The organism is Cytobacillus sp. FSL R7-0696 (assembly GCF_038006865.1).
GTDB lineage: Bacteria > Bacillota > Bacilli > Bacillales > Cytobacillaceae > Cytobacillus > Cytobacillus kochii.
The window spans coordinates 2,802,431-2,822,318 of sequence record NZ_JBBOWA010000001.1 but is presented as its reverse complement, the minus strand read 5'-3'; the positions used below and the strand labels follow the sequence as shown (position 1 = coordinate 2,822,318).

Sequence of the window (19,888 nt, the reverse complement as noted above, 5' to 3'; positions counted from 1 at the left end):
CCTCCTAAAAAGAGGCCTTCTTCAAAAGTAACAATTATTTTGTTTCGCCTTCCCACTCAAGCATACCCCCGACCATATTGGTCACTTGATAGCCTTGTTCTTGCATAAAACGACAAACTTGTCCACTACGATTCCCTGAACGGCAAATCATAATATACTCTTTGTCTTTATCAAACTTATCTAGGTTTTCAGGAATTGTGCCCATTCTAATATGTTTCGCACCAGGAATGATTCCTTGAGCTACTTCGTCATCTTCCCTTACATCTACAAGTTCAAGTTGTTCTCCTGCTTCTAACTTTTTCTGCAATTCTTCTGTTGTGATTTCTTTCATTTCAGTCATCATCAACCACCCTTTCCATTATCGTTATCTTTATTCTAAAGAAGTGTTGATCGAAATGCGAATATTACAGTCTCATAGGGAAAGGGGTAGCTCTTTTTCATTAAGCTACCTCTTTTCCTAAATAATCTTAATTAGCGACAATATTCACTAGCTTCCCAGGAACAGCAATGACTTTTCTTACTGTTTTGCCATCAATTTGTTCTTTGATTTTATCATCATCCATGGCAATTTGTTCTAGCACATCCTTTTGTGCATCAACGGGTACCATTAATTTTGCCTTCACTTTACCATTGATTTGGATAACGATCTCCACTTCATCATCTGTCATTTTCGCTTCGTCATATGCTGGCCAAGCTTCATAAGAAATGGTTCCTGTGTGACCAAGTATCTCCCATAGTTCTTCAGCAATATGTGGAGCAATTGGAGCCAACATTTTTACGAACCCTTCTGCATAAGCCTTTGGAAGAATATCAGCTTTGTAAGCTTCATTGACGAAAACCATCATTTGTGAAATAGCTGTATTGAAGCGCAAACCTTCAAAGTCCTCTGTTACTTTCTTGACTGTCTGATGATACACTTTTTCTAGTTGAGATACTTCTACATCCTGCACTTTGCTACTTAAGCTATGATCTTCTTCAGCAATCAAACGCCAAATTCGGTCCAAAAAGCGTCTAGAGCCATCTAATCCATTTGTAGACCAAGCAATGGAAGCATCTAGTGGTCCCATAAACATTTCATATAAACGAAGCGTATCCGCTCCATGGCTTTCTACAACGGCATCAGGGTTAACAACATTCCCTTTTGACTTACTCATTTTTTCATTATTTTCCCCAAGAATCATGCCTTGGTTAAATAATTTTTGGAATGGTTCTTTCGTATCCACTACACCGATATCGTATAATACTTTATGCCAGAAACGAGCATATAATAAGTGAAGAACCGCATGTTCAGCGCCACCAATATAAATATCAACCGGTAACCACTCTTTTAATTTTTCCGCATCAGCTAATGCCTCACTGTTTTTCGGATCAATATAACGTAAATAGTACCAGCAGCTACCTGCCCATTGTGGCATCGTGTTGGTTTCACGGCGACCTTTTTTACCTGTTTCAGGGTCAATAACATTAACCCACTCTTCAATATTAGCTAACGGTGATTCACCTGTACCAGATGGCTTAATCTCCGTTGTTGTTGGTAAAATTAACGGTAACTCTTCGTAAGGAACTCCCGTCATTGTACCATCTTCCCAATGAATAACAGGAATCGGTTCACCCCAATATCTTTGACGACTAAATAACCAATCACGTAAGCGATATGTCACTTTTTTCGTCCCAATCTCTTTCTCTTCTAGCCAAGCGATCATTTTTGTAATTGCTTCTTCTTTACCTAAGCCATTTAAGAAATCAGAATTAATATGTTCTCCTTCACCGGCATAAGCTTCTTTAGAAATATCTCCACCAGCTACGACTTCTTTAATAGGCAAGTTAAATTCTTTCGCGAAATCATAATCACGCTCGTCATGAGCTGGAACAGCCATAATGGCACCTGTACCATATGAAGCAAGCACATAATCAGCAATCCAAATCGGCATTTTTTCACCGTTAGCAGGGTTAATTGCATAAGCACCTGTGAATACACCTGTTTTTTCTTTAGCTAAATCAGTTCTTTCTAAATCACTCTTTGTTTTAACTTTTTCAATATAAGTCTCAACTGCATTACGTTGCTCTTCTGTTGTAATTACATCAACTAGTTTATGCTCTGGTGCAAGGACAGCATATGTCGCACCAAATAATGTGTCTGGTCGTGTCGTAAACACTTCAAACGTACCTTTGTCACCTTCGATATGGAAAGTCACTTCAGCACCTTCAGAACGGCCAATCCAGTTACGCTGCATATCCTTCAAGCTTTCTGGCCAATCAAGTAAATCAAGATCTTCTAGTAAACGGTCAGCATAAGCTGTTATTTTTAACATCCATTGGCGCATCGGTCTTCTTTCAACAGGATGGCCTCCACGTTCACTTTTCCCATCAATTACCTCTTCATTAGCAAGCACAGTTCCAAGTGCAGGACACCAGTTCACTGCTACTTCATCGATATAAGCAAGACCTTTTTCATAAAGCTTTAAGAAAATCCATTGCGTCCATTTATAATATTCCGGATCTGTTGTGTTAATTTCACGATCCCAGTCATAAGAAAATCCTAATGATTTAATTTGACGGCGGAATGTATTAATGTTTTTCTCGGTAAATTCAGCTGGGTCATTCCCTGTATCAAGGGCATATTGTTCAGCAGGTAAACCAAATGCATCCCATCCCATTGGGTGAAGAACATTATACCCTTGCATTCTTTTCATACGGGCAAGAATATCTGTTGCTGTATATCCTTCAGGGTGTCCTACGTGTAAACCTACACCAGACGGATAAGGAAACATATCTAACGCATAGAACTTTCTCTTCCCTTTTTCTTCACCCGTTTTAAATGTTTTTTGTTCTTCCCAATAGTGTTGCCACTTACCTTCAATTTGCTGATGATTAAAGCTCATCTTCTTTCCTCCTAAAAATGCTACGTTTTTAAGTATAAAAAAACCCCTCATCCCTCAAAAAGGGACGAGAGGATTATGTATATCTCCCGCGGTACCACCCACATTAACAGTTTACAGTTAACTGTTCACTTCATTCATCCTTAACGCGGAGTACGGCAAGCATTACTGTCATTTTCACACTTGCTGCTCAGTAGGTGAGTTCATGCAAGGAGCTGACTAGCTTACACCAACCGCTAGCTCTCTAATATCAGGCTTCCTAGCATTACTATTCCTCATCATTGCAGTTATAAAATATTCATATTGACATTGTAATCAATTTCAATGGTTGATGCAAGTAGGCTTTCACAAGTTACTATAGATAAGTATAAGCTATTCAAGAAAATCGAAAACGTGTCAATTTTTTAATCCATGTATTACTCTTCCTTATTTTGCCCATAACTATAGTAAAAAATAAGGAAAGGTGATTTCATATTATGAAAGGTATCGCTTTTATTAATGAAAAGTGGATTATGAATGATTTTAAAACGCTAGATGAAAGCCTTGAAGTTCAGAAGCAATCCATCCAGACGTTCATTGAAAATAACCAAATGAAAACCATTAAATTAAATCCTTATCAATTACATGATTACTACACCATTCCACATGCCTTATATTATGATTTAAAACAAACCAAACCGAAGTTAGATTGTCTGATACTCTACTCCGAAAAAGTCATTGAAAGTTTTATCGAGGCCTATCCCGCTCGTTGGTTGATCTTGAAAAGTTTCTTTCATAAAGTCATTTTTCTAGATGAAGTTCAATCACATCATTACCAGGATATTATCTGAATGGTTAAGTAGAGAGCCCCTAGAGTTTTTATCTACGGGGCTCGCTTTTTATGAAGGTATAGCTGGCACAACTTTTTTCTTTTTAAGCTTCTTATCATAAACAACAGTTGTATATACGGAAATGAGCAGTAATGCCATTAATATACCGAAAAGCATCTTCACACCGTATACATCCACGAGTACGCCACCAAGTAATGGCCCAATCATTCTTCCTCCTGTAGAGACACTGTTAACAATTCCTTGATAGAACCCTTCTTTACCTTTAGGTGCTAAGTCATTAGCAATTGTAGGTACCGCTGGCCATACGAGCATTTCCCCAATGGTTAAAATAATCATTGCTGTGACAAAGCCGGAAAAGGCAACTGCATTTCCTACAACAGCAAAAGAGATAGCAAAAATAAAAATACCAATAATAATTTGTACTTTTAATGATTTTATCCTTTTAACTAGAAGACTAATTAATGGTTGCGCAAGTACAATCATGGCGCCATTTATTGTCCAAAGCATACTGTATTGTTTTAATGAAATCCCAATTTGCTGAGTATATGCTGAGATAGTCGATTGCCATTGCACATAGCCAATACAACATAATAGATAACCGATTAACAAAACGAATAAAGCGTTTAATTTAGGATTACCGCGAAATTTTTGTGCTGTTTTTATTTCATTTGGTTGACTAACCGACTTTACTTCCATTTTTCTATAGCTAGTGATTGCTATCAAGAAAAACAAGATATACATTAGACAATTAGCGATAAAGATATAATTGAAAGAAAATGAAGCTATATACCCCGCCATTGCTGCACCTAATGCTACACCTAGATTTGTCGCTACATACATCGCATTAAACGCTTTTCTGCCGCCCTCTTTCCATACACTTCCTGCCAATGCATACATAGAAGGAAACACGATCCCTGAGCCAAAACCTAATATCGTCAATAATACAATGTATTCCGGCCATCCATGTTTAAAGACCATAATAATGAGTGAAGATAACGAAATGACTATGCCTAATAAAATCGAACGATAGCCACCTAATTTATCAAACAGCACACCACCAACTAGATTGCCTATGACTGTTGCTGCTGAATTGATCATTAAAACAATGCCGGCAATCGATAAAGACTTTCCTAATTCTTCATGCATATAAATGGTGTTTAAAGGCCATAAAAAAGAGGAACCTGTTACATTAACAGCCATCCCAATTACTAATAACCACAAAGCTCGAGGCATCATCCATACCCCTTTCACATTCTAATTCAATTCATTCCATTTCGAATTCCAAAATAAATTCTATTCGTTTTTTATGATGGATTCAATACTAATTTTGTGACAGATTTAGACATCTATCTTATCTATACATAAAAATGAATAATTACTCTTGAAATTAAGCATAAACAGAAGGAATGGATGACATTATGTATGAAATATACAATAATATTTTTTAAATTTATCATAGCCATACACAAGCAAACTCCATGAGATTTGCTTGTGTACAGATCATTTTACTAAATACATATTATTTATTCTGGATGAAATTTAGATTTAACGGGTTGCCCACCTGTTTCCTCATATTTCTTTTTAGATCGTGGGATCACATTCGCACTACCGAATTCTACCTCTTGGTTATTGATACCATTTCTTGTTTTTTGCTCTGGATTGTTTTGTTTTGATTTTTTTCTAACCAATTGTTGTTCACCTCTTAATGGGGAGTAATGATCATTTGATTTTGTAACTGTTGTAGCTGTAATCTCATTCGATGAAGTTCTTCCCTCTGCGCATCTGTGGCACTATGAGACATCGTCATCAAATCATTATAGGCTTGTTCGATATGAGCAAGCGCTTTAGCATAGTCTTGATCGTTATAATGTTCTTGCATTTGCCCATCTTTAAACTGCATGTTAGCAAATTGAATGACTTCTTCACATTGTTGCATTAATTGTTGTACGGATTCACGGGTTGCCATAAAAGCCTTCCCCCTCTTTTTTAATGAAGTGTACGAAGCAAATACGCCTCAATGATAGTATTTACCGAGTGTTCGATTTCTACTAATTGAAATGTTATCAATGTGTAATTGAGTTGATGATTTCTTTCATGATAATATTGAATTTGTCACAGTGGTGACTTTAGGAGGGCTGACTTTGGATTTACTGACTCAATTTCCATATACAAATGATCAAAAACGTTATCATACATGGAACTTTCATTTAAAAAAACATTTCGGGCACAAGGTCTTTAAAGTTGCTTTGGATGGAGGCTTCGATTGTCCTAATCGGGATGGCACTGTCGCTCATGGTGGCTGTACATTTTGCAGCGCAGCAGGTTCAGGTGATTTTGCAGGTAATCGTGCAGAACCATTAGACGTACAATTTATTAAAATCAAGGATAGCATGCATAAGAAATGGAAAAATGGAAAATACATTGCTTATTTCCAGGCATTCACAAATACTCATGCACCTGTTGAAGTACTAAAAGAAAAGTATGAATTTGTCTTAAAACAAGAAGGGGTTGTTGGCTTATCTATTGCCACAAGGCCTGATTGTTTACCAGATGATGTCATAGATTATTTAGCTGACCTTAATAAAAGAACATACTTATGGGTTGAATTAGGCCTACAAACCGTTCATGAAAAAACAGCCCAATTAATTAATCGTGCACATGATTTTGATTGCTATAAAGAAGGAGTAAAGAAACTTCGTCAACATGATATACGTGTCTGTTCTCATATCATTAATGGTTTACCTGAAGAGTCACCTGAAATGATGATGGAAACAGCACAAGAGGTTGCAAAATTAGATGTGCAGGGAATTAAAATACACTTATTACATCTATTAAAAGGAACACCGATGGTTAAGCAATATGAAAAGGGAATGGTTTCATTCCTTAGCCGTGATGAATACATTCAGTTAGTTTGTGACCAATTAGAGATTTTACCTAAAGAGATGATTATTCATCGCATCACTGGCGATGGTCCCATCGACCTTATGATTGGTCCTATGTGGAGTGTGAATAAATGGGATGTGCTAAATGGCATTGATCATGAACTAAAGCGAAGAGATAGCTGGCAAGGTAAATATCATCAACCATTTACCGAGGAGGTGAGCTCTTGAAGCTAGAACGTATTCTACCATTTGCGAGAGAACTACTACAGAAAGCAATTGCACCAGGAGACGTCGTGGTTGATGCTACACTTGGAAATGGACATGACACATTATTTTTAGCTCAGCTCGTTGGCGAACATGGCAGAGTTTATGGATTCGATATCCAAGATGAAGCCATACAGTCTACCCAAATAAAACTTGATGAACATGAACTTTCTAATCGGACTGTTCTATTTAATCGTGGCCATGAGCATGTGACTGCTTGCATTCCACCAATCCATTTCGGTCGTATCACTGGCGCTGTTTTTAATCTCGGTTACTTACCTGGTGGAGACAAAACGATTGTCACAAGACCGAGAACAACTATTTCCGCGATTGAACAGTTAATTGATATGATGGCACCTGAAGGCATTATTATTTTGGTGATTTATCACGGTCATCCAGAAGGTGCTGTTGAGCGTGACTATATTTTGCGTTACTTGAAAACCATTGATCAAAATTCTGCTCATATTTTGCAATATCAATTCATTAACCAAGCTAACCGGCCACCTTTTATTGTTGCGATTGAGAAAAGGTAAGTTAAGACAAATAAACACTCGAACAGACAAGAACAAATTTGTTCTTGTTTTTTATTTTTTCTCGTTTACTTTTGTTTGAATCGAATCTGAGTTATTCTAGTCAAACTTGTAGCCTTTTCTTGATGGTTGACTAGATGCCGCTTGCGAGTCAGATTTTTTCGAGTTAGACTATCCTGTTCCTGCTTTTCTCTTGTGGATTGCTTCCGATCTCTATTGCGTCAGAAGCCCCTTTCTAATGTCCTACGTTGATGACAAGTTTTATGGGGAGGAGAACTTTATTCTGCAAATTTTATCGTTAGACATGATTTTACTCTATCCACTGGATTCATGAACGCACTACCGCCTGTCTACTTTTTAATGCGCGATAGGCACGACCATTAATATAAAAAAAGAGGCTTGAGAATCCTCCAGATTTAATCATCTTTCTTGCTAGTTTTTTCATTTGTTGTCTTCTCCCGACTTTTTCATCGGATAAGTATAACCCTAATAATCCTCGATTAATTAAAAGGTGAAATCGTTTATGAGGAAGCTTGTCCGTATGCTCATCTGCACACTTTACAAAATAACGTATGCGCTCGAATAATTCTTTTTCATCTTCATAATAAAAGCAAAAGTTTAAATCACCGGCTTCCTTATCTTCCTCTTGATCAATGTAATAGTCTAATAAAATGTGCAGACCTTGAATATATGGAAAATACCCATTACGTATAATCTCCCCGTAACTTTCCTTATAGTCCCTTCTCGTTGCATAAGCAACTAAGCAAAAAATACCGAGTGTAGAACCCGAACAAGCAGAAAATTCATACCAGCTCATAGGTGGGATGAGATCTTGATGTTCTTTATACCAACTTTGCAGACGAGAAACTCTTTCCTCAATTGCCACATGTTTATGTATTTGCAAATCACAATAATAACGACAAAGCTCTGTCAAATAAGATTTAATCAATGGATAATTTTCCATAGAAGATAAAACTTTTCGGCAAGTCATCACTAATGCTAACAGATACCCACCATCATCCTGGTCATCCCGATAACGATAATAGTTCACCTTAGGTAACTGCTCATCGATTAACAATGAGTGACGCATCGCTTCATGTATTGCCGTAAAATCTTTTGGGTCCATCGATGTACTTCTATCACATAGATTATCTAAGTAATCACTAATGGTTTGATAGGCAACAATAAACGTTATGACTTGACGATAGTCATCAACGGCCAAAAGTGACATGATGGCCCCACCCTCACAGTGAAAGGTTTTATCTTTTATGCTAGAAAGTGCTTGTGACTTTAATTCATCATTGGGGATTGATTCCGCCAATTTGCGCCATTTGTTTAACTCCTCATTCACAGCAGGCATCACTTTTTTATATGCATTTGTCATTAAGCTGATCGGCATTGTTGGAACATTCATTACATGGACTCCCTTTACTCTTTACTAAACGATATACCCAATAGACCGCAAACTACTCATTACAAAATCCTTTGCGTAATCAAATACATCTTCCCTCTCCGGCTCATTAAAGATTTCATGATAGCATTTTGGCCATTCTTTAAAACGTTTCTCAGTAAACGGGGCTTTATTGAACCATTGTTTAACAGGAACTTTATTAACAATCTTGTCATCTCCACCTTGCATAACCAGTAAAGGAACATCTTGCACCTTTTTTATATCTTCAAATGCCAGATTGATTGTTTGGTGTAGTTCACGAAACCATCGTACAGACACTTTGGTAATATACAGTGTGTCATTTACATCCATTTCTCTTACATCAGCATTCCTTGTTGCCATATCAATAGTTAACCCCGAATTAACTCTCAATGTAGGAGCAATTTTATTTAAAGGATACGACGCAATCTCGAGTAGCTTTGGTGGATTTTTCATAAGCCCTAAACATGGAGATGAAAGAATAACGCCCGCAAGCTTTAATCTTTCTTCTTGTAACAAGCGTATTGTTATTAAACCACCCATACTATGACCTAAAAGAAAAACAGGTAAATCAAAGGTGTAAGCAGCTTGTATCCAATCCTTTACCTCAATAAGATACTCTTGAAAAGAATCAATATGCCCTCTTCGTGATCTAGTCGTCATTCCTTGACCCGGAAGGTCACCCATAACAACGTGAAATCCTGATACTCTCCACATTTCTATTAACCAACCATACCTGCCGTGATGTTCCATTGCCCCATGAACCATCACAATCACACCTTTTGCCTCACCCTCAGCTTCCCATTTCCACATCGTCTGATCCTCCTAAAAACAATTCTGTTTCGTTCAAGTTTGTTACCCTTTATTATATCCTACCTTTTAAAAATCTTCACGATTTCTCATGATTTCTCCATGATATAATATTAAAAAAGAACAGAATGGCTAGAAAACAGTCATTCTAAATTGACTAAGGTAAAAAGGAGCTATGATAACAATGATTTATCCTTTTCATAACAAACAACCCAAAATTGCTGATGATGTATTTATTGCTGATTATACAACTATTACGGGTGATGTAGAAATTGGCGAAGAATCAAGCGTTTGGTTCAATACAGTCATCCGCGGTGATGTTGCACCCACATATATTGGAAAAAGAGTGAATATACAAGACAATTCAGTTCTTCACCAAAGCCCTAATAACCCACTCATTCTGGAAGATGAAGTAACAATTGGACACCAAGTTATCTTACATAGTTGTAAAATAAGAAAAAAAGCATTAATTGGCATGGGTTCCATCGTCTTAGATGGAGCAGAAATTGGTGAAGGTGCATTTATCGGAGCAGGTAGTCTTGTTCCTCAAGGTAAAATCATCCCTCCCAACACTTTAGCATTTGGTCGTCCAGCAAAAGTAGTCCGTGAATTAAATGATGATGATATAAAGGATATGGAACGGATTGTACGAGAATATGCTGAGAAAGGGCAGTATTACAAAGCACTTAAAAAAGAAAGGCAATAACTTCTGATAAATTTTGCTCAATCGCCGATAATAAGTGGAAGACATTTTTTAGGTGGTGTAATTGTTGAAATTTATTATTGGATTGGCATTGATTTTGTTAGCTTATTTATTTATTAAACTGCTAAAAAATGGTGCTAAACAACTGCTTATCCCTCTTCTTATTTTAATTTTCCTTCTTCCTTCTCCGAAAGCAACAACGGAACACGCTGATGCTGCCCTTTTCCGAGAGAACAAATGGGCGGAAGGAACAAACAATGAAGAATTTATCGTAAAAATAAAACAAAAAGTATTATTAGACATTCCGGTCATATCACAATTTCCAGAACTCCCTCGCGGATGTGAGGTTACAAGCCTTGCGATGTTACTCAACCACGCAGGCGTAACTGTGGATAAAATGACTTTAGCTAAAGAAATTAAGAAAAACCCTGCAACCTTTGAAAAAAAAGATGGCAAGATTTATTATGGTCACCCCAATGACGGTTTTATTGGTGATATGTACTCTTTTAACAATCGAGGTCTCGGTGTTTACCATACGCCTATTAAAGAGCTGGCAGAAAACTATTTACCAGAGAAGATTCATGATTTTACTGGTGATGACTTTTCGTCAATCAAAACACATCTCTCTAATGAGAAGCCTGTCTGGGTGATCATTAATACGAAATACAATGAACTGCCTGATGCTTATTTTCAGACATGGCACACACCAAGCGGAGTGATTGACATTACGTATAAAGAACATTCCGTTTTAGTGACTGGATACGATGAGCAATATATATACTTTAATGACCCCTTCTCTAATATAAAAAATAAGAAAGCACCTATCAAAGAGTTCCAGGCGGGTTGGGAACAAATGGGCAGGCAGGCAATTACTTATTTAAATTAAAAATAGTAAAGTGCAGTTAAGACATTTAGCATTTTTTACTTTAACAACAAGAAAACCCGAACTGAGTCCGGGTTTTCTTTCTTTTTCACAGTTGTTGACTTAAAGGTGTGCTGTTGTTGCTGAGATAAATTGCTTTTCGAAATCATATTTCTTTTCAATAAAAACATCATGCCACACAATAAACATAAGTACCGTCCAGATTTTCCTACTATAATCTGCTTTTCCTTGTGCATGCAATTCGAGTAAATTTACTACATACTCTTTATTAATTAAATAGTCTGTATGACTTTCTTTAATTAACGTTTTCGCCCAATCATACATCTCATCTTTTAACCAATGACGGATAGGGACCGGGAAGCCTAGCTTTTTACGATTCAACACATGTTCTGGCACAATACCTTCCGCTGCCTTACGAAGGATATATTTCGTTGTTTGATGAGACGTTTTTAAATGAGTTGGGATGGTTGAAGCCACATTAAAGACCTCTTTATCAAGGAATGGTACCCTCAATTCTAATGAATGTGCCATCGTCATTTTATCTGCTTTTAAAAGAATATCTCCGCGCATCCAAGTATGAATATCAATATACTGCATTTGATTAACCGCATCATAGGCTGCACTTTCTGCATATAATGGACGGGTAATATCTTTAAAATCATTCTTCTCATTATAAACCTGCAATAATTCTCTTTTTTCATGTTCTAAGAACATTTTCGCATTGCCAATGTAGCGTTCTTCCATTGGCGTCGTTCCTCGTTCAATAAAGCTCTTACCCCTCATCCCCTCTGGCATGATTCGAGAAAGGGTACGCAATAACTTTCTTCCTGCTGAAGGCATTTTATTAAAAATTTCTAAGTCCTGTGGTTCACGATAAATATTATATCCACCAAACAATTCATCAGCACCTTCGCCTGATAATACCACCGTTACATGTTTTCTTGCTTCCCTTGCGACAAAGTAAAGTGGAACGCAAGCAGGGTCCGCTAATGGATCATCCGTGTGCCACATAATTTTAGGTACTTCTTGCATATATTCTTCTGGAGAGATGATATAGCTTATATTTTCAACACCTAGTTTTTCGGCTGTTTCTTTAGCCACATCCACTTCACTAAAACCGTCTCTTTCAAAACCTACTGAAAACGTTTTAATATTGGGGTGAAACTGTTTTGCTATGGATGCAATAATAGAAGAATCAATCCCGCCCGATAAAAACGAACCTACAGGTACATCACTGCGCATATGCATTTTAACTGAGTCAGTTAAAACATCTTGAATCTCTTTAATAAACTGAGATTCTTCTTTTTGTACAGGTTGGAAATGTGCTTTCCAATAACGCTGGATATGCATTGAGCCACCGATTTTCTTCTTGAAATAATGACCTGGCTCAAGTTTCTTTATACCCACTGACATAGTCATCGGTTCAGGTACAAATTGATAAGTCATATAATACTGCAAAGCATCATAATTAATGATATCGTTTTTCAATGCCAGCAGAATACTTTTCTTTTCAGAGGCAAAATAAGTTGTCTCACCATCTTCAAAATAATAGAATGGTTTGATTCCAAAAGGGTCTCTCGCTCCAAAAACTTCTTGTTTTTCTTTATCCCAAATAACGAAGGAAAACATACCTCTCAGTTTTTCTGCCGCCTTCTCTTTGTAATAACTGTATAAAGCAATAATCACTTCAGTATCCGAATTAGTTTCAAAAGTTAGTCCTTTATTGATTAATTCCTCACGTAGTTCAACATAGTTATAAACTTCTCCATTGAAAATAATCCAATATTTACCATTATCATAAGTGAGTGGTTGATGACCACTTTCAATGTCTATAATACTTAATCGACGGAAACCAAATTGGATATGGTCTGCACGATAATATCCTGAATCATCTGGTCCACGATGAGTAATAATGTTATTCATATTCTCAAATTGTTTATCTGCTTCTTGTACTTTTTGTGCTTGATCATGTATACAACCAATAAAACCACACATTATGTACGTCACCTACTTTTTATTTCATCTAGTTTGTATTTTTTCCCATACCTTGTATAGACGATAAGTTATTTTAAAAAGTTTCACCTTTCGAAAAAAAAAATGGAATGATTTATGCTAGGCAGTATGTTCATGTTTTCTTCTTCATATACTTAAGGTTGTTTATTCCTTACCCACAATTTAAGACGAAAAGATGACATTCATTTTAAATTTTTATGAAATCGTTTTCTTAAGGATTTCTGTAAAATATCGGTAGTCTAAAATATTATATTTATTTTGCTAATGTAATATCTAAAAAAACGACTATTGCTCTACTATCTTCGGTCCTTTTCACTTCTGATGTATGAGCGAATCACTTTTGCGCCGCTATATTTGACCATTCCACTTCTTGATATACGAGCTAATCCCTTCGCCTCAATTGTAGGTCTATTAAAATTTAATGATAGCCCCTTTCCCACATAAAAAAACTGTAGAAAACTCATTAAAGGAGTTTTCTACAGCCATAACTTTTCTAATTTATTTTAAAGCTTCCTTACGCAATTCTTCCGCTTTATCTGTGCGCTCCCAAGGTAAATCAATATCTGTACGGCCAAAATGTCCATAAGCAGCTGTTTGCTTGTAAATCGGACGGCGTAAATCAAGCATTTTGATAATGCCAGCAGGACGGAGGTCAAAATTGTTTCTAACAACTTCAACTAAAACATCCTCAGATACTGCTCCAGTTCCAAATGTATCAATACTGATGGATACCGGCTGAGCAACACCAATTGCATATGCTAATTGTACTTCTGCTTTGTCAGCTAGTCCAGCAGCAACAATATTCTTTGCTACATAGCGAGCTGCATAAGCAGCTGAACGGTCAACTTTCGTTGCATCCTTACCAGAGAATGCACCACCACCGTGACGTGCATAACCACCGTATGTGTCAACGATAATTTTTCTACCAGTTAAGCCAGCATCACCTTGAGGTCCACCAATAACGAAACGACCTGTTGGGTTAATGAAGTATTTTGTGTTTTCATCAATTAATTCAGTAGGAACTACTGGGTTAATTACATGCTCTTTTAAATTGCGTTGAATTTGCTCTAAACTGATCTCTGGATGGTGCTGCGTAGAGATAACAATTGTATCAATACGTACAGGTTTGTTGTTTTCATCATATTCTACTGTTACTTGTGTTTTACCATCTGGGCGAAGGTAAGGTAAGATTTCCTCTTTTCTTACTTCAGCTAAACGGCGAGAAAGTTTATGCGCTAATGAAATAGGTAATGGCATAAGCTCTTTTGTTTCATTACATGCAAAGCCAAACATTAAACCTTGATCTCCAGCACCAATGGCTTCAATTTCTGCATCAGTCATCTGTCCTTCACGCGCTTCTAATGCTTGGTCTACACCCATAGCAATATCTGCTGACTGCTCATCGATAGAAGTTAATACAGCACATGTTTCAGAGTCAAAGCCATATTTTGCACGTGTATAACCAATTTCCTTAATGGTTTCACGAACGATTTTTGGAATATCTACATATGTGGATGTAGTGATTTCTCCTGCAACCAATACAAGACCTGTAGTAACAGACGTTTCCGCAGCAACCCTCGCATTTGGGTCCTGTGATAAAATAGCATCTAATATTGCATCAGATATTTGGTCACTGATCTTATCCGGATGACCTTCAGTTACTGATTCAGAAGTAAACAATCTACGTTTTGTTGACATCTGACTTCCTCCTTATTTATCGAATCAATAAGACTTTATTATAGTCTTTATTTTTGATACGGAACTCATTCCCTTATTTGAATCTTCATTATTTATGGGCCAATGTTTATCTCATACCCTTAATAACCTATGCGCTAACTTGGAATATTGAGAATAAAATGGTTGGTCTTTTTCCCCATACATAAATAGTACATTCCAAAAGCCGCTCCTCGTATTCGCCAACATCATGTTAAAAAGCATGAAAAAAAACCTCTTCTCTGATTTAGTGAAAAGGTTGAAGCAAAATGATTCGCGCCTTTCACTCTTATCGTTCAAGGATAGTGAGTAATAAATCCTTGCATCAGGTTAGCACCTTTGCTCATGAAAATGTAGTTGGCAGGTTGCTGGGTTTCATAGGGCCTGTCCCTCCACCAGCTCGGGATAAGAGAGTATCCGTTCAAGGATTCATCATAACTTACACATGGAATATAGTCAAATGTTTTTCATTAACAATTCAATGTAAAAATTGTCATATCCGACTCTATAAACTTTAGTTTTGATAACGGATAATTTTAGTTAAGATCATACCGTTCTTTTTCCTTAATATATATAAAAATTACAATAAATTTGCTGATTATCCTTTTTAAATTTGCAAAAGCTATTTATAATGAATACTGCCTGTATTTGTGACAATTTCATTAATTATATAAAAATGATTTATATAGTATAGACTGAATGAATAAATGTGTTATACTATTTTTGAAGAAATAATCACAAATAGCGACTGAGATGCATATCTCTTAAATAATATTATATAAAGGAAGGTATTCATCAGATGAATTCTGTATCGATAACTGAGTTAAATGATTTACTAAAAGGCGAAAACATCCAAGTTCAATTATCTGTTCCGCAACTAGTTGAAAAAGTATTAAACAGAAACGAAGGTGTTCTTACATCTACTGGTGCAATTCGCGCGACAACAGGTAAGTATACAGGTCGTTCACCTAAAGACAAATATACTGTTGAAGAAGCAAGCTCTAAAGATAAAATTGACTGGGGAAGTGTGAACCAACCAATTTCTGAAGCAGTCTTCAATAACTTATACAACAAGGTGATTGCTTTCTTAAAAGAGAAAGAAGAAGTTTTCGTATTCAAAGGATTTGCTGGTGCGGATAAAAAACACCGTATGCCAATCCAAGTAATTAATGAATATGCTTGGCATAACCTTTTTGCACACCAATTATTTATTCGTCCTACAGAAGAAGATTTATTAGATCACGAATCTGAATTTACAGTTATTTCAGCTCCTAATTTCAAAGCAGACCCAGCAGTTGACGGTACAGCTTCAGAAACTTTTATCATCGTTTCATTCGAACGCCGTATTGTACTTATTGGTGGTACTGAGTATGCTGGTGAAATGAAAAAATCTATTTTCTCTGTTATGAACTACATGCTTCCTGAAAATGGGATTCTCCCTATGCACTGTTCAGCCAATGTTGGCCGCGAAGGTGATGTTGCTTTATTCTTTGGCCTTTCCGGAACTGGTAAAACAACATTATCAGCTGATCCAAACCGTCGTTTAATCGGTGATGATGAGCATGGCTGGTCTCCAAATGGAGTATTCAACATTGAAGGTGGTTGCTATGCGAAGTGTATCGACCTTACACGTGAAAAAGAACCACAAATTTTCGATGCCATCCGTTTTGGCGCAGTACTTGAGAATGTTGTATTAGACAAAGAAACACGCGTAGCAGATTATGCGGACAATACGCTAACAGAAAACACGCGTGCGGCTTACCAATTACAAGCAATTGACAATATTGTTGACCCAAGTATTGCAGGTCACCCGAACACTATCATCTTCTTAACAGCTGATGCTTCTGGTGTATTACCTCCAATCTCTAAATTGAATAAAGAACAAGCAATGTATCACTTCCTAAGTGGATACACTTCTAAGCTGGCTGGTACTGAGCGTGGTATTACTTCACCACAAGCGACTTTCTCCACTTGTTTTGGGTCACCATTCTTACCATTACCAGCTCAACAATATGCAGAAATGCTTGGTAAAAAAATTGACGAGCATAACGCGAAAGTATTCCTAGTAAACACTGGTTGGACTGGTGGCGAATATGGTGTAGGCAGCCGTATGAAGCTTGCTTATACACGAGCAATGGTTGAAGCTGCTCTAGAAGGCGAACTAAATTCTGTTGAGACAGTAACTGACCAAGTATTCGGTTTAGAAATCCCTCAACACGTAACTGGAGTTCCAGATGAAGTACTATTGCCTAACAAAACTTGGCCAGACCAAGATGCATATAATGTAAAAGCAAAAGAACTTGCAAATGAATTCCGTGAAAACTTCAAGAAATTCGGTAATATCTCTAGTGAAATCGCTGAAAAAGGCGGTCCTATTGCTTAATTTAAAAAACCTTCGAGCATCCGACTCGAAGGTTTTTTGTTACAATAATTTCACTTCACTCTTCACCCACTGTTTATATTTGAGGGTCAAAATACCGCATCAACGGGCTTCGATTTACTAATTGCGATTAACACAGGTGGATCGATTAGTAAGTGCTAATCTCACCAAGTTGCAATCGACGGCTTGTATGTATCCAATATTCGCCCTTTGATATGAGTCTACAAATTAGCTTCTAATTTAAATTCGTCACTGCTTAATAAATACTTATATTTATATTCATGCAGAGTTTCAATAGACATCTGTATACAAAATAAGCCCAACACTGCAAAAGCAGTCGGGCCAATTTTTAAATTAATTTGTAGTTTTTAGCGAAATCAGTTGATAAAAGATTTTCGTACAATCATTTTCCATTTCTAACTTTTGGATACTTCCCATTCCACTGATTTCACCGTCTCTTGTTTTCTTTACTTCAAGTGGAATATTTAGTGGGTAGAGGCGGTATCCTTCTTTTGTTAATGTAAAAAGGTTTTCATTTAGCCTCTCTTCTCTTCCTTTCGTAACGATCATTGTATTTAATTCTAAAGGCATCCCCATAATTGTTTTGCTCCTTGTTCATCGAGTTTTATATTACTATTGTATCTTACAATCTCTATACAATAAAGCTTATTGTTCTTTCATCCACCGCCCAAGATCACGGACAATTTGTCTATTGATAGCTGGCGGAAAATAATGCGTATATTCTTTAAAATACCATGTATCTACAGGTTTACCTAACTCTTTTAATCGCTTCTCTAAGCGGAAGGCATGCTCGACAGAAACATTATGATCTAAGACCCCATGAATAATTAATACATTTGCTTGCAGTTGATTAAGTTCATATAATGGCGTCCGATATTCATATCTTTCTGGGTATTTATGGGGCGTTCCACCGATGACCCGTTTCATCATTTTACGCAAGTCCACTCTTTCTTCATATGTGAGGAACATATCGCTTACACCACCCCACGTAACAACTGACGCCGCTTCAGGCATATGTAAGGCTGTTAATAACGCCATTACACCTCCTCTAGAAAACCCAAAGACATGTACCCTTTTTACCCGAGGGTGTTCCGCTAAAAGTTGAAAAGCTGAAAAAGCGTCATAACGATCATCACCTGCAAAATCTTCATTTCCCTCCCCTCCTTGATTGCCCTGATAAAAAGGCGCAAATACGATGAAACCTTGGAGGGCAAACTGCACAATCCGACTTGGGCGCACTTTACCGACATTCTTAATCCCACCTCTTAAATATAGAAACCCTTCTGATACGTTTTTATTTTCTGGTTCAGCTAATAGACCTTTAATTTTTAGGTCATTAGATAAGTATGTAATGATTGATAATTTCACTTGAGGATGCGGAGATGGAAACCGCCATTTATCGATTATCAATGCTTTTCCCTCCTTTACATATAGTAAAAATTTCACATGGGCAATCACACAAATTTTTCACCCTCATAAGATAGTTTAGATGCAAAAATCTAAGAAACATTGAATGAGGAGGTTCTCAAATGAAAAAATGGCTTAAATGGGGCTTCATGCTTCTCTGTATTTCTGTTTTACTCATTCCTCTTGCAGCCTGTGGAAAAGAGGATGTGACAAAAATACGTATCGGTGAGGTCACAAGATCTCTTTTTTATGCTCCCCAATATGTTGCAATTGAAAAAGGATTTTTTAAAGAGGAAGGTTTGGATGTTACGTTAACCACGACTGCCGGCGGCGATAAAACGATGACTGCGCTATTATCCGATAGTATTGATATTGCTCTTGTTGGCTCTGAAACATCCATTTATGTTCAGGCGCAAGGGGCAAATGATCCTGTCATTAATTTTGCCCAACTGACGCAAACAGATGGCACCTTCCTTGTTGCAAGGGAAGATATCCAAGATTTCACTTGGGATATGGTAAAGAAGAGTACCTTCCTCGGGCAAAGAAAAGGTGGCATGCCGCAGATGGCTGGTGAGTATACGTTAAAAAAACATGATATTGATCCACATGCTGACTTAGAGCTAATTCAAAATATTGATTTTGCCAATATCGCTCCTGCCTTTTCATCTGGTACTGGTGAGTTTGTACAATTATTCGAACCGACTGCGAGTGTGTTTGAAAAAGAAGGCATTGGACATATCGTCGCTTCCTTCGGTGAAGAATCTGGCCACCTTCCTTATACAGCATATATGACAAAGGATAGCTTCATCAATGAAAACGAAGAAACAGTAGAGAAATTTACACGTGCCATCTATAAAGCGCAACAATGGGTAGATGAACATTCAGCAGAAGAAACAGCTAAAATCATTACAAAATACTTTGATAATACCGATTTAGAAATTTTAACCATGTCAATTGATCGTTATAAAAGTCAAGGGTCCTTTGCGACCGATCCTATTTTAGAAAAAGAAGAATGGGAGAACTTGCAAAATATTATGGATGAAGCAGGTGAACTGCCTGCTCGAGTGGATTATGAAACTCTTGTCAACACATCCATTGCCGAGAAAGTGATTAAAGAATAGTACTATGTGGAGCGGATAGAATG

At 37.0% G+C, this 19,888-nt stretch carries 18 protein-coding genes, 1 riboswitch and 1 other annotated feature; of the genes, 7 read left to right on the top strand and 11 right to left on the bottom strand.

Annotated features, from left to right (window positions below; translation table 11 throughout):
• Positions 1–34: 34 nt before the first annotated feature.
• Both MKX29_RS14760 and leuS read right to left on the bottom strand, forming a co-directional pair.
• Positions 35–340, bottom strand: coding sequence for a rhodanese-like domain-containing protein (locus MKX29_RS14760; protein WP_251162516.1), 306 nt, complete (start codon positions 338–340; stop codon positions 35–37).
• Between the two features lie 127 nt (positions 341–467).
• Positions 468–2,882, bottom strand: coding sequence for a leucine--tRNA ligase (gene leuS / locus MKX29_RS14755; RefSeq protein WP_251162515.1), 2,415 nt, complete (start codon positions 2,880–2,882; stop codon positions 468–470).
• A 57-nt stretch (positions 2,883–2,939) separates the two neighbouring features.
• Positions 2,940–3,170: a binding site (T-box leader), on the bottom strand.
• Between the two features lie 185 nt (positions 3,171–3,355).
• Between leuS and MKX29_RS14750 the strand changes: the two genes are divergently transcribed.
• Positions 3,356–3,709 carry a hypothetical protein gene (locus tag MKX29_RS14750; protein WP_224938822.1) on the top strand — a complete coding sequence of 118 codons (354 nt, stop codon included), beginning with the start codon at positions 3,356–3,358 and terminating at the stop codon, positions 3,707–3,709.
• A gap of 48 nt (positions 3,710–3,757) precedes the next feature.
• Here the strand turns inward: MKX29_RS14750 and MKX29_RS14745 are convergent, their stop codons facing one another.
• The 3 genes from MKX29_RS14745 to MKX29_RS14735 all read right to left on the bottom strand — a co-directional run bounded on the left by MKX29_RS14745 (position 3,758) and on the right by MKX29_RS14735 (position 5,675).
• The gene (locus tag MKX29_RS14745; protein ID WP_224938823.1) at positions 3,758–4,942 is read right to left on the bottom strand and encodes an MDR family MFS transporter; all 1,185 of its coding nucleotides are present in this window, start codon (positions 4,940–4,942) and stop codon (positions 3,758–3,760) included.
• 290 nt (positions 4,943–5,232) lie between these two features.
• Positions 5,233–5,397, bottom strand: a complete 165-nt coding sequence (locus tag MKX29_RS14740) for a glycogen biosynthesis protein GlgD (RefSeq protein ID WP_095372173.1) — start codon at positions 5,395–5,397, stop codon at positions 5,233–5,235.
• A 14-nt stretch (positions 5,398–5,411) separates the two neighbouring features.
• Complete coding sequence (locus tag MKX29_RS14735; protein ID WP_191809788.1) at positions 5,412–5,675, bottom strand: YtzC family protein; 264 nt, start codon at positions 5,673–5,675, stop codon at positions 5,412–5,414.
• A gap of 175 nt (positions 5,676–5,850) precedes the next feature.
• Here MKX29_RS14735 and MKX29_RS14730 point away from each other — a divergent pair, with 175 nt between their 5' ends.
• On the top strand, positions 5,851–6,819 hold the full coding sequence (locus MKX29_RS14730) for a TIGR01212 family radical SAM protein (RefSeq protein WP_341106273.1): 969 nt from the start codon (positions 5,851–5,853) through the stop codon (positions 6,817–6,819).
• On the top strand, positions 6,816–7,388 hold the full coding sequence (locus MKX29_RS14725; protein ID WP_341106271.1) for a class I SAM-dependent methyltransferase: 573 nt from the start codon (positions 6,816–6,818) through the stop codon (positions 7,386–7,388). Before MKX29_RS14730 ends, MKX29_RS14725 begins: the two co-directional genes overlap by 4 nt.
• 325 nt (positions 7,389–7,713) lie before the next feature.
• On the opposite strand, the gene MKX29_RS14720 is transcribed toward MKX29_RS14725, so the two are convergent.
• Together MKX29_RS14720 and MKX29_RS14715 are read right to left on the bottom strand one after the other, a co-directional pair.
• Positions 7,714–8,799, bottom strand: coding sequence for a tetraprenyl-beta-curcumene synthase family protein (locus tag MKX29_RS14720; protein WP_251162512.1), 1,086 nt, complete (start codon positions 8,797–8,799; stop codon positions 7,714–7,716).
• A gap of 24 nt (positions 8,800–8,823) precedes the next feature.
• Positions 8,824–9,627, bottom strand: coding sequence for an alpha/beta hydrolase (locus MKX29_RS14715; RefSeq protein ID WP_224938826.1), 804 nt, complete (start codon positions 9,625–9,627; stop codon positions 8,824–8,826).
• A 181-nt stretch (positions 9,628–9,808) separates the two neighbouring features.
• Here MKX29_RS14715 and MKX29_RS14710 point away from each other — a divergent pair, with 181 nt between their 5' ends.
• On the top strand, positions 9,809–10,330 hold the full coding sequence (locus MKX29_RS14710; protein WP_251162511.1) for a gamma carbonic anhydrase: 522 nt from the start codon (positions 9,809–9,811) through the stop codon (positions 10,328–10,330).
• 64 nt (positions 10,331–10,394) lie between these two features.
• Positions 10,395–11,213, top strand: a complete 819-nt coding sequence (locus MKX29_RS14705) for a C39 family peptidase (RefSeq protein WP_341106268.1) — start codon at positions 10,395–10,397, stop codon at positions 11,211–11,213.
• A gap of 99 nt (positions 11,214–11,312) precedes the next feature.
• On the opposite strand, the gene asnB is transcribed toward MKX29_RS14705, so the two are convergent.
• On the bottom strand, positions 11,313–13,205 hold the full coding sequence (asnB, locus tag MKX29_RS14700; RefSeq protein WP_341106265.1) for an asparagine synthase (glutamine-hydrolyzing): 1,893 nt from the start codon (positions 13,203–13,205) through the stop codon (positions 11,313–11,315).
• A gap of 516 nt (positions 13,206–13,721) precedes the next feature.
• Positions 13,722–14,921: a methionine adenosyltransferase gene (gene metK / locus MKX29_RS14695; protein WP_224938830.1), complete on the bottom strand. Its 1,200-nt coding sequence runs from the start codon at positions 14,919–14,921 to the stop codon at positions 13,722–13,724.
• A 301-nt stretch (positions 14,922–15,222) separates the two neighbouring features.
• Positions 15,223–15,348: riboswitch (SAM riboswitch) on the bottom strand.
• 387 nt (positions 15,349–15,735) lie between these two features.
• On the opposite strand from metK, the gene pckA reads away from it, so the two are divergent.
• Complete coding sequence (gene pckA / locus MKX29_RS14690) at positions 15,736–17,319, top strand: phosphoenolpyruvate carboxykinase (ATP) (RefSeq protein ID WP_095372164.1); 1,584 nt, start codon at positions 15,736–15,738, stop codon at positions 17,317–17,319.
• Between the two features lie 351 nt (positions 17,320–17,670).
• On the opposite strand, the gene MKX29_RS14685 is transcribed toward pckA, so the two are convergent.
• Together MKX29_RS14685 and MKX29_RS14680 are read right to left on the bottom strand one after the other, a co-directional pair.
• Positions 17,671–17,913, bottom strand: a complete 243-nt coding sequence (locus MKX29_RS14685) for a DUF2584 domain-containing protein (protein WP_095372163.1) — start codon at positions 17,911–17,913, stop codon at positions 17,671–17,673.
• 69 nt (positions 17,914–17,982) lie between these two features.
• The gene (locus MKX29_RS14680; RefSeq protein WP_341106261.1) at positions 17,983–18,747 is read right to left on the bottom strand and encodes an alpha/beta hydrolase family protein; all 765 of its coding nucleotides are present in this window, start codon (positions 18,745–18,747) and stop codon (positions 17,983–17,985) included.
• A gap of 119 nt (positions 18,748–18,866) precedes the next feature.
• On the opposite strand from MKX29_RS14680, the gene MKX29_RS14675 reads away from it, so the two are divergent.
• The gene (locus MKX29_RS14675) at positions 18,867–19,865 is read left to right on the top strand and encodes an ABC transporter substrate-binding protein (protein WP_251162507.1); all 999 of its coding nucleotides are present in this window, start codon (positions 18,867–18,869) and stop codon (positions 19,863–19,865) included.
• The last annotated feature ends 23 nt before the right edge of the window (positions 19,866–19,888 follow it).